The organism is Actinomyces sp. 432, from assembly GCF_009930875.1.
Lineage (GTDB): Bacteria > Actinomycetota > Actinomycetes > Actinomycetales > Actinomycetaceae > Actinomyces.
On the sequence record NZ_CP025249.1, the window covers coordinates 2,754,423 to 2,767,519 of the forward strand.

Below are 13,097 nucleotides of genomic sequence, written 5' to 3' on the forward strand. Positions count from 1 at the left end.
TCCCTCCACGTACAGCTCATGGTATGCGGCGTTGACCCGCAGCAGGTTGAAGGCGGTCTCCGCCCTTGCCCGAGCGGAGCGGCTCATCCGCTCAAACAGGTCGACGTCGCTCGTGACCTGCTGGATCCGGTCCGCCATGAGTACCGGGTCCCGGGGGAGATGATGAAACCGCTGGGGTCCAGGACCGTCCCGTCCTGGGCGGTGATGGCGTCAAGGACAACCGGCCGCAGCGCGCCCACGTCGGTAGACACGGTGGGAATACCTGCGCCCATCGTTTCCAGCGACACCACCGGCAGGCCCTCGTTGTAGGACGGAAGGAGGAAGAGGTCCCAGTCGCTCAGGTGCTCACGGACGTTGATCGTGCCGCGCACCGTGATGACGTCTTCCAGGCCGAGTTCCGCGATCCTGGCGACGCAGCGCTCGTAGTAGTCGGGAGCGTGCTCGGTAGGACCGCATACATCAAGGTGGAACCGCAGGCCGCGCTCGCGCAGAATCCGCATGGACTCAATCAGGTCCAGCAGCCCCTTGATCGGTACGACCCTGGCTATGTACACCAGCCGCCACCGGTGGGCCTCAACTCCCTCCTGCCGCAGCAGCCGGGTGGCGTCACGCCGCTCGGCGTAGGCCCCATCGAACTCGTCGATGACGATGCCGTTGGGGATGACGTGCACCGCGGTCGAGTCCAGTCCCAGTTCCCTGGCCTCTGCGACGGCGTCGGGATACAAGTAGGTGGTGGCATAGGTCTCCGGGTAGCACAGCCTCCCCATCTCGATCCACCAGGTCATCCACATCCGGTCCCGCCCGCCGACGTCGAAGGTCCGGTAGTCCTGCCGGGTGACGGGCTTGTCCATGCGCCTGCCCAGCAGCGTATTGATCGTGTCGCGTACGTAGAGGTTGTGCTCGGTCAGCAGGAAGGACCCCTGATTCTCCCGCGCGGCGTTGGCGGCCAGCAGGGAGGCGTAACCGGTTGTGTGGGCGTGATAGACGCGCGCCCGGGGCATGGTCTGCCCCAGCACCGCGTACGCCAGGGAGAAGAACTCGCGCAGGCACCAGAACAGCTCGCTCAGCGACATCCCGAGTGTAGGCATCCGGTCGCGGTAGGTCTCCATGAACTCGGCGGACCCCAGTAGCGCCCACAGCGGGTAGCGGCGCGTCGAGGCGGCCATGCCCTCCGCGATCAGGTCCCAGACCGGCTTGCCCTCACCTGCCGCCAGCGCCTGTAGGGCGTCGATGAGCCGGTGAGACAGCACCAGCCGCTCGCGGTGGTTCATGTGCAGGTCGGCGGGACGGCTGGAGGTGAACTCCGGGTGGTCCGCCATTGACAGGTACACAACCTTTACCCAGCGCACGTTCCCCGGCATGCCGTACAGGTCGGTGCGCGGGGAGTCATGGTCCCAGGTGATGTGGATGATCCCGAACGTGAGGTCCGGGTTGCCGGTGATGATGTCGTGGACGACTGCGGAGACCCCGCCCTTGAGATACGGATAGGTGGACTCCATGACGATAGCGACATCCACCTCCGCGTAACGCCCGTCAGCGGGAACGCCGTCGGGCAGGACGGCGCCTGCGGGCTCGGTCCCGTCCATCGCCGGGTCGTGTTCGCTGCTCACCATGACAGGGCCTTTCGCCAGAAGAAGGAGTACTCGGGCGAGGACCAGCGCGCCCGGTAGACGATCACCGAGACGGCGATCAGCGCTACGTCAACCAGCGCCGTCGCCGCGAATGAGGCGGCCAGGCCGCCAACCAGGGTGAAGCTCGCCAGCGCCGCCAGCAGGTGCGCGGCGGACAGCCACAGCGCCAGGGCGGGGTCCCCGGCATGGTCGATCTCGTAAGCGAGCAGGGTGAGCGCTGCCAGCAGCGCCGACCCCAGCGACACGGCGAACGCCTCAAGCAATGACGCGGGGGCCAGTACTGCAATCGCCGCCAGCACCACGGCCACGCCCAGGGCCTCTACCAGCACGGCGCGCACGAGCGCACGGTCCATGAGCCTGGTGAGATAGCGGCTGCGATCCCGCAGCGAGTCGATGCTCACCGACTCGAGACCCTGGTGGAAGTCCGACAGCGCCCCGGTAACCCTGGGTGTGGCGATTGCGAAGTAGAAGGTGTAGCCGAGTACGGCTGGCTGCAGGCACAGGTAGGCCAGGGCAATGTGCCACTGAGTGCCGACAGTGAGGAAGAGGAGGAGCTTGTCCGCCCAGAGCACGCCGCCAAGAACCAGGCCTCGCCCCATGTCCGCCACGTAGTCCCTGACAGGTACGGGCTGCGGGCGCAGCAGGCCGGGCATTAACGGCACCAGCGGCACGACCTGCGTGGCGGTGGCCAGCAGCGGCGGCAGGTACCAGGCCGTTGGCAGTAGCAGCACCGAAGCGGCGTAGGCCACCCAGCCCAGGGCCCAGTGGCGCCTGCGCCGCAACAGGTCCGCCACCATGAGCGACTGGGCGAAGACCATGTTCTCCATCAGCAGCAGGAAATGCGCGGCGAGCGCCGGCGCGGGCCAGTGCGTGGTCAGGGCCACGAGTGCTGTGACCACCAGCGCCGGCGGAACCGAGAATGCCAGGACAGCCGGCCACAGTCGGATGAACTGCCCGGCGCACTCGCCCGGTCGCGCATCCACGACGGGCCCCATGAGCCGGTAGACGGGGCCGCAAACCACTTGGCTCAGCCAGGGCACGCCCACGGCAACGCTGATGATCAGCGAGGCAATCGGCTGGCCGCCGACGACGTGCCCCGCCATCCGGCTCATGGCCAGCGGGTAGGACAGGCCCAGGAGTATCGCGGGCGACATGGCTAGCAGGAGCGTCTCGACAGCCCAAGTGGCTTTCCGCCCCAAAGAGGGCTCATCCGGGCCGGTCAATGGTCTGATCCACCCCGGCAGCGGAGGCGCTTGCCGGGCGGAAACAGGCACGGTCGCAGTCATGATGGGTGTTTTCCTTGAAGGGTCCAGAAGTATCTGTAGATAACGACTTGCAAGCACATGACCCCAGATGCGCCAAGCACTTGCGTACTACTAACGCCGCACACACTAACCGAGAACGCGCCGAGGACCAGTGAAAACGGGGCAGTAGCGCGAAGGTCACATCAAACTCACAGCCCAGTTATGGCAAGCGCCACTTGATCCTCTTCGTTACCGGGACCCGCAAACCCGTCCCGCAGCCGCCTCCCGGCCCCGATCAATCCTGCCCGCGCTTGCCCCCAGCAACCGGCGCACGCCCATAGGCGAAGGCGGGGCCACTCCCCTGGTGGGAAGCGGCCCCGCCTCCATACACTGCGGAGCTCCATGCACCACGGAGCAACCGGCACCTAGCCGACCGCCCTGGCGGCTCGCACGCCTACTGGCGGGTCAGTGCCATGCTCATGCGACGCTCACTGCTGCGCCGGCTCGGCCGCGGCCGAGGCGATCTCCTCCGCCTCGCGTACGGCCTCCTCCGCGTCCTGCCGGGGCACGCCGCGGAAGGTGAACTCACCCAGGATGCCCTCGCCCTCGGCGTCGACCAGGACCTTCTGGCCCCGCTCGATCTCCCCGAAGAGGATCTTCTCGCTCAGGGCGTCCTCAATGTCACGCTGGATGGCGCGGCGCAGCGGACGAGCACCGAGCACCGGGTCGAAGCCGCGCTCGGCCAGCAGCTCCTTGGCGCCGTCGGTCAGCTCGATGTCCATCTCCTGCTCGGCCAGGCGCGCAGCCAGGCGGCCGATCATCAGGTCGACGATCTGGCGGACCTCCGCCTTGGTCAGCTGCGGGAAGACGATCAGGTCATCCACGCGGTTGAGGAACTCGGGCCGGAACTGCTGCTTGAGCTCACGGTTGACGTGCGCCTTCATCTCCTCGTAGTCCATGGTGCCGCCCTCGGTGGACTGGAAGCCCGTGGCTACGGCCTTGCCGATGTCCTTGGAGCCGAGGTTGGTGGTCATGATGATGACGGTGTTCTTGAAGTCCACCACTCGGCCCTGGGCGTCGGTGAGGTGACCGTCCTCCAGGATCTGCAGCAGCGAGTTGAAGATGTCCGGGTGGGCCTTCTCCACCTCGTCGAACAGCACCACGCTGAAGGGACGCCGCCGCACCTTCTCGGTGAGCTGGCCGCCCTCGTCGTAGCCGACGTAGCCGGGGGCGCACCGAATAGCCGGGAGACGGTGTGCTTCTCGGCGAACTCGGACATGTCGAGCTGAATCAGCGCGTCCTCGTCGTCGAAGAGGAACTCCGCCAGGGCCTTGGCCAGCTCGGTCTTACCCACGCCGGTGGGGCCGGCGAAGATGAACGAGCCGCCGGGGCGCTTGGGGTCCTTCAGGCCCGCGCGCGTGCGCCGGATGGTCTTGGACAGGGCCTGAATGGCCTTGTCCTGGCCGACGATCCGCTTGTGCAGCTCATCCTCCATGCCCAGCAGCTTGGCGGACTCGGTCTCGGTGAGCTTGACCACCGGGATGCCAGTGGACATGGCGAGCACCTCGGCCACGAGGTTCTCATCCACCTCCGCCACCTGGTCAAGGTCCCCGGACTTCCAGGCCTTCTCCTTAGCGGCACGCTCCTCGCCCAGACGGCGCTCGTCGTCGCGCAACGAGGCCGCGCGCTCGAAGTCCTGGTCGTCTATAGCCGACTCCTTCTCCTTCTTCACGGCGGCGATCTTCTCGTCGATCTCGCGCAGCTCGGGCGGAGCGGTCATGCGGCGGATGCGCAGCCGCGCGCCCGCCTCATCGATCAGGTCAATGGCCTTGTCCGGCAGGAAGCGGTCGTTGATGTACCGGTCGGCCAGCTTGGCGGCCGCCTCAATGGCGTCGTCGGTGATGACCACGCGGTGGAAGGCCTCGTAGCGGTCGCGCAGGCCCCCGAGGATCTCGATGGTCTCCTCGATGGAGGGCTGCTCGACAGTAACCGGCTGGAAGCGCCGCTCCAGGGCGGCGTCCTTCTCGATCTTGCGGTACTCCTCCAAAGTGGTGGCACCGATGGTCTGCAGCTCCCCGCGGGCCAGCATCGGCTTGAGGATGCTGGCGGCGTCGACGGCGCCCTCAGCGGCCCCCGCCCCGACGAGGGTGTGAATCTCGTCGATGAACAGGATGATGTCGCCGCGGGTGCGCACCTCCTTCAGGACCTTCTTCAGGCGCTCCTCGAAGTCACCGCGGTAGCGCGAGCCTGCCACGAGCGAGCCCATGTCCAGTGAGTACAGCTGCTTGTCCCGCAGGGTCTCGGGCACGTCGCCGTGGACGATCGCCTGACTGAGGCCCTCCACCACAGCGGTCTTGCCGACGCCGGGCTCACCGATCAGCACCGGGTTGTTCTTGGTGCGCCGGGAGAGGATCTGCATGACGCGCTCCCTCTCCTTGTGGCGGCCAATGACCGGGTCCAGCTTGCCCTCGCGCGCGGCGGCGGTGAGATTGCGGCCGAACTGGTCCAGGATGGCCGAGCCCGACGGCGCGCCCTCCTTGTTGGAGCCGCCGGCGGTAACCGTCTCCTTGCCCTCATAGCCGGAGAGCATCTGCATGACAGTCTGGCGGACGGTGGACAGGTCGGCGCCGAGCTTGGTCAGCACCTGCGCGGCCACGCCCTCGCCCTCGCGCAGCAGGCCGAGCAGGATGTGCTCGGTACCGATGTAGTTGTGGCCCAGCTGCAGCGCCTCGCGCAGGGACAGCTCAAGCACCTTCTTGGCGCGCGGCGTGAAGGGGATGTGGCCGGAGGGGGCCGACTGACCCTCGCCGATGATCTCCACGACCTGGGCGCGCACGGCGTCCAGGGAGATGTCCATCGACTCCAGCGCCTTGGCGGCAACCCCCTCGCCTTCGTGGATCAGGCCCAGAAGGAGGTGCTCGGTACCGATGTAGTTGTGGTTGAGCGCGCGGGCCTCGTCCTGGGCCAGGACGACGACGCGGCGGGCGCGGTCGGTAAAGCGTTCGAACATCGCTGATTGCTCCTCGGCACGTGCGGTTGGTGGTCGCGTTGCCCGGGTTCGGGCACTGCCCGGATTGGGGGAACGCGGGGCACGCGCTGACAAGGCTAACGGCGTGGGGCCGGCAACCATGCCCCTGTTCGCAGTGGGCGTGAGCAGGGTTGAGCCGACCCGACTCAGGAATAAAGGAGGGCGGGCGCATGCAGGCCCTCGTACCAGTGACCGAGTGGGAGTCCAAGCATGGCGACCTACCCCCACGCTGACGCCGGGCTCCTGCACAAGGACCTAGCAGGAAGAGCGAGGGACGTGGCTACCGCTATCCCCGTGTCTGAAAGTGAGGTCATCTGCAACGCCACCTCACCGTCTACGACGCCACCTCACCGCCTGCAACGCCACCTCACCGCCTGCAACGCCACCTCACCGCCTGCAACGCCACCTCACCGTCTGCAACGCCACTTCGGGGTTAACAACGCCTGTTAACGGCCTGCTGAAGGGCTGCGAGGTATACAGCAGGCCGTTAAGTAGCGTTGTTAACACCCAACCGGCGTAGCTGACGCCCCGCCCACCACACGCCCGACCAGCCCGACCGGCCTCGTGCGCGCCAACGCGCGATAGTTCCAAAGACGAGCGCCGGTCACCGGGACTCAGGCGCCCAGGGCGGCCTGGAATGCCCGCAGCAGCCGGTCGGAGAAGAGCACGAAGCGCACCACTTGCAGTCCACCCGCTTGCTCCGCGGCGGCGTCGACGACGTCGGTTCCGCACACTTCCACGCCACTGGCGGTATCGGCTCGGGCTGCGAGCGCGCGGGCCTCGGCCACGGCGGCGCGGGCGACGGCGTCGGCATCCCAGCCGTATACGCCCGCGGAGATCGCCGGTACCGCCACGCTGCGGCAGCCGAGTTCCTGGGCCAGCTCCAGGCTGGAGCGGAAGGCGGCGCGCAGCAGCGCGGGGTCGGTCTGGCCGGCGTGCCGGTTGGGGCCGACGGTGTGGATGACCCAGCGGGCGGGCAGGTCGAAGCCGGGAGTGGCCACGGCCTGACCCACCGGCAGCCCATCGGGCAGGCTGGTGGCGCGCAGCTCGCGGCAGGCCTGGAGCAGACGCGGCCCGGCAGCGCGGTGGATGGCGCCGTCGACCCCGCCGCCTCCCAGCAGCCCGGAGTTGGCCGCGTTGACGACGGCGTCGACCTCCTGGGTGGTGATGTCCCCGCGTTCCGCTTCTATCCGCATCATGGCCCCTATCGGTTACGTTGCACGACCCCGGTGTACATTGCACGACCCTCCGGGGGTCGTGCAACACGCACGAGGGTCGTGCATCCCGTCCGGAGGTGTCGTCTACTACGCCGACTGGACCTTAACAACGCCGCTTACCCTACTGCTGTACACCCCGGACCCCTTCAGCAGACCCCGAAGTGGCGTAGTAGAGCGCTAACCGGCGTAGCAGACGACCGCGCTCGCCAACAGCCCACCACTCGTGGCCCAGCGGCCAGTCAGGTCAGCGCCATCTGCATCGAAGTGGGCGCCCGCGGCGAGCCGAGCCGTAAAGGTACCGTCCGGCCGCACGGTCACCGCGGCGTCGGCGAAGCGCAGGGGCAGTGCGTCAGGGGGAACCACGCCTTGTAGACGGACTCCTTAACGCTGAACAGGAGCCGGTCCCAGGCCACATCCGGGACCGCCTCGACCAGCTCGCAGACGTTCTCGCGCTCCACCGGTGCGGCGATCCGCTCAAGCACGCCGCGCGCGAGCGGCCGGTTCGGCTCGGCGTCGATGCCCACCGCCGCCACCCCACTCGCGCGGGCCACCGCCGCCGCCCGGAATCCCGTGCAATGAGTCAGGGAACCAACGACGCCGTCGGGCCAGGTGGGCTCCCCCGCCGGCCCGGGCACCATAACCGGTCGGGCCAGCCCCAGTTCGGCCAGCGCCCGCCCGGCCAGGAACCGCACGGTGGTGAACTCGGCGCGACGCCGTGCCGAGGCCCGAGAGACATGGGCGGCCTCGGGCGGCAGCAGCGGGGCGTCTACATCATGGCGCGCCTCGGCGACGATCACCGACTCCGGAACGAGCCCCAACAACAGGGGAGCCTCCGCGTGCGCAGGCCGAGTCGACGCGGGCGTCAGTGCACCGACAACTGGTCCGAGCATCACGCCTCGACGAGGATCGTGACCGGGCCGTCCAGCTCGGCCTCGATGTCCATGTGGGCGCCGAAGCTGCCGGTAGCCACCTCCAGGCCGCGAGCGCGCAGCTCGGCAACCACCGCCTCCACCAAGGGTTCGGCCACATCGCCCGGCGCCGCACCGTTCCAGGACGGGCGCCTCCCCTTGCGCACGTCGGCGTACAGGGTGAACTGGGATACCACCAGCACCGGCGCCCCCAGGTCGGCCACCGACACCTCCCGGCCCGGAGCACCGCCGTCGTCGCCGGGGCCGTCGAAGAGCCGCAGCTCGGCGATCTTGCGGGCCACGGTGGCCACCTGCGCGGGGCCATCATCATGAGTGACACCGACCAGGGCCAGCAGCCCGGTACGGTCAATGGCGCCGACGACGTCTCCGTCGGCCCGCACCGCAGCCCGGTGCACGCGTTGCAGGACTGCGCGCATCAGCGGCCAGGCGTCCAGTCGCGCGGACCCCGGCCGCCCTGATAGCCGCCGCGGCCATTGGGGAAGCGGATAGAGGAGCGCACCCGCACCGGTGAGTAGTACTGCAGCGCGGGACGGACGTCGGCCAGGTAGACGGCGTTCGCGACCACGCCCAGCAGGCCCAGCATCGAGGTGGCCCCCATCAGCAGAACCACAGCCACGCCGGCGGCATTGACGCCGAGCCAAAAGCCCTTCGTGCGCTTGTCAGCCGCGATGAAATGCGACGGATCGTGGGTGAGGGTGTCGATGAGCGCCCAGACGCCCAGGCCCACGGCGGTGAGCTGCGCGATCCGCCAGATCACACTGACGGCCAGCGACACGTAGTAGGCAATGAGAACCAGAATCTCCACGTTTCCACTCTAGCCGCCGCCCTGCCGCGCCGCGAGGTCCATCCCTCCGGGCATGACCCGCCGCCACACATACGTGATATGGTTCAGCTCACATTCGAGGCGGTCGTCCCCTGCGTCCGCCGCCCCGCCAACCATCTCAACACCTCGCCCCGACGCACACCGCATCACCGCCGATCCGGGAGCTCCCATGACGGCCCTGGCCGAAACAAACAAGTCCGACCTCTCCGCGCCCCCCGCACCTCAGACGCCCACCAGAATCCTGTATCCGGGCGCCGCGACGCTGCTGATCGCAGTCATCGGCTGCTTCACTGCCTGGGGCGTCGCCGCAGACCTGACCACCCCCATGGTCTCCGGGTTCAAGCGCATCTTCGACATGTCCTCCTTCCAGGCCTCGCTGGTGCAGATGGCCTACTACGGCGCCTACTTCCTGCTGGCGATCCCCGCCGCCCTGATCAACTCCCGGTGGGGCTACAAGGCGGGCATGGTCTCCGGCCTGGCGCTGGCGTCCCTGGGGGCCTTCGGCTTCTGGCCCGCCTCCCAGGTGATGACCTACGGCGCCTTCCTGGCCGCCCTGTTCGCCATCGCCGCAGGCTGCTCGCTACTGGAGACCTCCGCCAGCCCCTACGTCATCTCCCTCGGGCCGGAGGAGACCTCCACCCGGCGCCTTAACCTCGCCCAGGCCTTCAATCCGCTGGGCACCAACATCGGCGTGCTGATCGCCTCCACCCTCATCCTCCCCAAGCTCGACACCCCGGTGAACCTGGCCGACGTCAGCGCGGAGACCGAGCGGGCCATCCGCGCCGAGCAGCTGCGCGCCGTGACGGGGCCCTACATCGGCCTCGGGGTCCTGCTGGCCGTCATCCTGGTAATCATCTTCGTCCAGAAGGCGCCACCCACCGCCCAGGTCGCCGAGGACGACGCCCCGCGACCGACCAGCCCGCTGGCCACCCTGTGGCGTTCCAAGCGCTACCGCTACGGGGTAATCGCCCAGTTCTTCGACGTGGGCGCCCAGGTGTGCTGCTGGACCTACATCATCCAGTACACCCAGCAGGCGTTGAACGGCTCCCTGCAGCTGGGCTCGCAGATGCTGCAGATCAGCTTGATCGTCTTCCTGATCGCCCGTTTCCTCATGACCGCCGTCATCGCCCGCATCCGGGCCACCAAGGTGATGGCCGTCCTGGGCACGATCGCCGTTGGCCTGTGCATCTACGCCTCGCTGCGCCCCGACATCACCGGCGTGATCGCCATCATCTCGGCCTCATTCTGCCTGTCGCTGATGTTCCCCACGATCTACGGCGTGGCCCTGTCCGGGCTCGGGGACACCACCAAGTTCGGTGCCGCCGGCCTGGTTATGGCGATCGTTGGCGGGGCCATCATGCCGATGGTGCAGGGGCGGATGATGGACGCCACCAGCGCGGCCCGCTCGTTCATCGTTCCGGCGGTGTGCTTCGCCATGGTGACCGCCTACGCGATCTACGACTTGCGCGCTCCCGTCCAAACAGTCACCACTGCCGCGGCACCGGAGCCGGCCTCCGATGCGGCCCCGGCCGGAACAGCTTCTAAGAGGAGGGCCCAGTCATGACTTCCCTGAGAAAACGCGCCGCCGCCCTGATCGCGGCGGCCAGCACCGCCCTCGCCCTGACCGCCTGCGGGAGTCCCTCCGCCCCGTCCGGCTCCGTCGAGGTGCTGTCCTGGTGGACCTCCGCCTCGGAGTCCGTCGCGCTGGACACGCTCGTCGACGCCTACAAGGAGCGCAACCCCGACGTGTCCGTGGACCAACTGGCCGTCGTCGGCGGTGCCGGCTCCCAGGCCCACGTGACCCTGGCCTCCCGCATCGCCCGCGGCGACGCCCCCGACGTGTGGCAGTCACTGACCGCCGGGAACGTCACGGCGTGGCGGGACGCCGGCGTCGTCGGCGACGTGTCCCCCCTCTTCACCGACGAGGTCACTGCCCAGCTCCCCGAGGAAATCCTCGCCTCGGTCACGGTGGGCTCCAGTCAGTACGCGGCGCCGCTGTCCGTGCACCGGGCGAACATCCTCATGTTCAACCGCGACGTGCTGCAACAGGCGGGCATCAACGAGCCGGGGACGGGCTACTCCCTCGACGATCTGCTCGCCGACCTGGACACCCTGCAGGAGCAGGGGACTACGCCGCTGTGCATCGGCGGCGCCGACTCCATCACCACGGCCGGGCTGTTCGAGTCCGTACTGCTGGCCACCGTGGGTGAAGAGGGCTGGGCCCAGATCGAGGCCGACCGCTTCGACTGGTCCGGCCAGCAGGTGAGCGACGCCCTGGAGATCTTCGGGCGGCTCATGGATCACACCGATCCCGACGACGCCGACCGCACCTGGGACGAGGCGGCCGGTCGGCTGGCGGAGGGCGAGTGCGGCTTCTACCAGATGAACGACGGCGCCCTGACCGAGTCCGAGGCGCTGGCCGGGTCCACCACCGGGGAGTCCCCGGTAGCCTCAGTGGTCTTCCCGGGAACCGAGGGGACCTTCCTAATCGTGGTGGACGCATTCGTCCGCTCCTCGACTTCGGCGGACGGCGAGGACGCCGACGCCTTCCTGAGTACCGTGCTCGACCCGCAGGTCCAGACGGCCGTGTGCGAGGTGAAGGGCTGCGTGCCGGTGCGCAATGACGCCGACGTCTCCACGCTCACCCCCTACCAGCAGCAGGCCGCCGAGGACCTGCGCAGTCAGAAGGTGCTCAACTCGATCTCCTACGGCGAAGTGATATCCCCCGCGATGCAGGACGGATTCTTCAAGGCCGTGAAGAACTACCTGTCTACCCGCGACGCCTCAGCCGCGGCCTTCGCCCGCATCCTCACCGAGCGGATCAACGAGGGCGCGGCCGGCCCTAACGTCTGAGCGGTCGGCCGGCTCGCGCAGGCGGTCTGGCGCCGCCACATCCGAGCGGGGCGGCCCGCGCGGTGAGTCGACTCCTGACCCAATACCGGATCGCCGCGGGCCCATCAAGATTGCGGGGCCGTCAACCACCGGCGGTGGTTGACGGCCCGCTCGGGCGGCTGGGTGCGTGGCGGCCCTCAGCCGATCTGGTCGAGGAAGGTCAGCACCGAGTGCGGCTCCTCGATGCGCTCCTCAAGGCGCGCATTGAAGGGGCCGCCGTAGGGCATACCCAAGTGAGTCTGGAAGGCGTCCTCGTCGACGTAGGCCTCCATGACGAAGAACTTCGCGGGGTCGTCGCTGTGGCGGTAGACGTCGAAGACGCGGTTGCCGGGCTCGCTGCGGACCTTCTCGGCGAAGTCGCAGATCATCTGGGCGACCTCGTCCTCGTAACCGGGTTTGGCGGTGAACTGTGAGTGCAGAATCTTCATGGCTCCTCCTCAGGGCGCATGGGATGCGTTGCGCCGATTCTATGGTGCGCATCACGTTCACGGTAGGGCCGACGGAGATGCGCAGGCATGCAAACGCGTATTGCGCACCGGGGTGCGTCATACTGCCATCTGAGTCGCGCACCGGAGATCGTCGTCCGCCCTCAGCCTCGGGTACGACGCCGCAAACCGTGCAGCATGCCGTGCGACATGAGCCGGGCCACCGGGCGGACAGCCCACACCATCCGACGCGCGGCCGGCGTTTGGGGCACGTACCGCTCGCGCACCGTCAGGCGGCAAGAATGCAGTCCCGTCGAGGTGAGGACGAACGCCCACGTGAAGTCGAAATCCATACCGGCCGCAGCGGGCGCGCGCCCTCCCTTGGATGACAGGACCAGGAAGCGATCCGACTCCAGGCGGGCGACGACGAGGGTGGTGTTCTCCGCCAGGTCCACCGGGTCGCCCTCTGTCAGGTTCTGCCACGCCGGGTGGATCGCATCCGCATTGGAAATGCTCACTCCGGCCAACCGCTCAAGCGCATCGAAGGAGTAGAAACCGCCGCGTCCATAGCCCATCTGGACCAGCCAGGGCCATACGTCAGCCACGGGCGCCTGCAGCACCGTCTCATGCGTCTCAACGATCTCTGCGTCGGGCAGGAGCTCGTCCCCGGGCAGGGGCTCGGCGGCATCGCCGCGCGGGCGCAGGCGTCCATTCACATAGGCGACACCAGCTGCCCCTAGGGCGATGGGCACAATCCAGCGGCTGCGGTCACTCACGAGTTCACCCTCCCACAGGGACAACATTCCAACAAGGACCACAACGCCAAGTCATGGCGGGCACCGCACACTCAGGCTCCGCGGCCATGCTCGTCTGGCGGCTGCAGGCCCGATGCCCCTTCGCACCCTGGT

At 68.2% G+C, this 13,097-nt stretch carries 11 protein-coding genes and 1 pseudogene; 2 read left to right on the plus strand and 10 right to left on the minus strand.

Annotated features, from left to right (window positions below):
* Positions 1-83: 83 nt before the first annotated feature.
* The 8 genes and pseudogenes from pelF to CWT12_RS11515 all read right to left on the minus strand — a co-directional run bounded on the left by pelF (position 84) and on the right by CWT12_RS11515 (position 8,854).
* Positions 84-1,613, minus strand: coding sequence for a GT4 family glycosyltransferase PelF (gene pelF, locus CWT12_RS11485; RefSeq protein ID WP_237564174.1), 1,530 nt, complete (start codon positions 1,611-1,613; stop codon positions 84-86).
* Positions 1,607-2,917 carry a beta-carotene 15,15'-monooxygenase gene (locus CWT12_RS11490; RefSeq protein WP_161924909.1) on the minus strand — a complete coding sequence of 437 codons (1,311 nt, stop codon included), beginning with the start codon at positions 2,915-2,917 and terminating at the stop codon, positions 1,607-1,609. The genes pelF and CWT12_RS11490 overlap by 7 nt, the downstream gene beginning before the upstream one ends.
* 446 nt (positions 2,918-3,363) lie before the next feature.
* Positions 3,364-5,885 (minus strand): annotated as a pseudogene (locus CWT12_RS11495) (ATP-dependent Clp protease ATP-binding subunit).
* Positions 5,886-6,517: 632 nt separating this feature from the next.
* Complete coding sequence (locus tag CWT12_RS11500) at positions 6,518-7,099, minus strand: O-acetyl-ADP-ribose deacetylase (protein ID WP_161925470.1); 582 nt, start codon at positions 7,097-7,099, stop codon at positions 6,518-6,520.
* A 198-nt stretch (positions 7,100-7,297) separates the two neighbouring features.
* Positions 7,298-7,483, minus strand: coding sequence for a hypothetical protein (locus tag CWT12_RS14150; protein WP_237564435.1), 186 nt, complete (start codon positions 7,481-7,483; stop codon positions 7,298-7,300).
* On the minus strand, positions 7,435-8,010 hold the full coding sequence (locus CWT12_RS11505; protein WP_161924910.1) for a 4'-phosphopantetheinyl transferase family protein: 576 nt from the start codon (positions 8,008-8,010) through the stop codon (positions 7,435-7,437). The genes CWT12_RS14150 and CWT12_RS11505 overlap by 49 nt, the downstream gene beginning before the upstream one ends.
* Complete coding sequence (gene dtd / locus CWT12_RS11510; protein WP_161924911.1) at positions 8,010-8,465, minus strand: D-aminoacyl-tRNA deacylase; 456 nt, start codon at positions 8,463-8,465, stop codon at positions 8,010-8,012. Before dtd ends, CWT12_RS11505 begins: the two co-directional genes overlap by 1 nt.
* Positions 8,465-8,854 (minus strand): DUF2516 family protein, encoded by a 390-nt coding sequence (locus CWT12_RS11515; RefSeq protein ID WP_161924912.1) that lies wholly within the window; start codon positions 8,852-8,854, stop codon positions 8,465-8,467. The genes dtd and CWT12_RS11515 overlap by 1 nt, the downstream gene beginning before the upstream one ends.
* A 187-nt stretch (positions 8,855-9,041) precedes the next feature.
* Between CWT12_RS11515 and fucP the strand changes: the two genes are divergently transcribed.
* Both fucP and CWT12_RS11525 read left to right on the plus strand, forming a co-directional pair.
* The gene (gene fucP, locus CWT12_RS11520) at positions 9,042-10,436 is read left to right on the plus strand and encodes an L-fucose:H+ symporter permease (protein WP_161924913.1); all 1,395 of its coding nucleotides are present in this window, start codon (positions 9,042-9,044) and stop codon (positions 10,434-10,436) included.
* Entirely contained in the window at positions 10,433-11,725 is a 1,293-nt protein-coding gene (locus tag CWT12_RS11525; RefSeq protein WP_161924914.1) for an ABC transporter substrate-binding protein, read from the plus strand. Before fucP ends, CWT12_RS11525 begins: the two co-directional genes overlap by 4 nt.
* 176 nt (positions 11,726-11,901) lie before the next feature.
* Here CWT12_RS11525 and CWT12_RS11530 read toward each other — a convergent pair whose 3' ends face one another.
* Both CWT12_RS11530 and CWT12_RS11535 read right to left on the minus strand, forming a co-directional pair.
* Positions 11,902-12,192 (minus strand): putative quinol monooxygenase, encoded by a 291-nt coding sequence (locus CWT12_RS11530; RefSeq protein WP_161924915.1) that lies wholly within the window; start codon positions 12,190-12,192, stop codon positions 11,902-11,904.
* A 161-nt stretch (positions 12,193-12,353) separates the two neighbouring features.
* A complete protein-coding gene (locus CWT12_RS11535) occupies positions 12,354-12,965 on the minus strand; it encodes a hypothetical protein (RefSeq protein WP_161924916.1) in 612 nt (203 codons plus the stop codon).
* Positions 12,966-13,097: the final 132 nt, after the last annotated feature.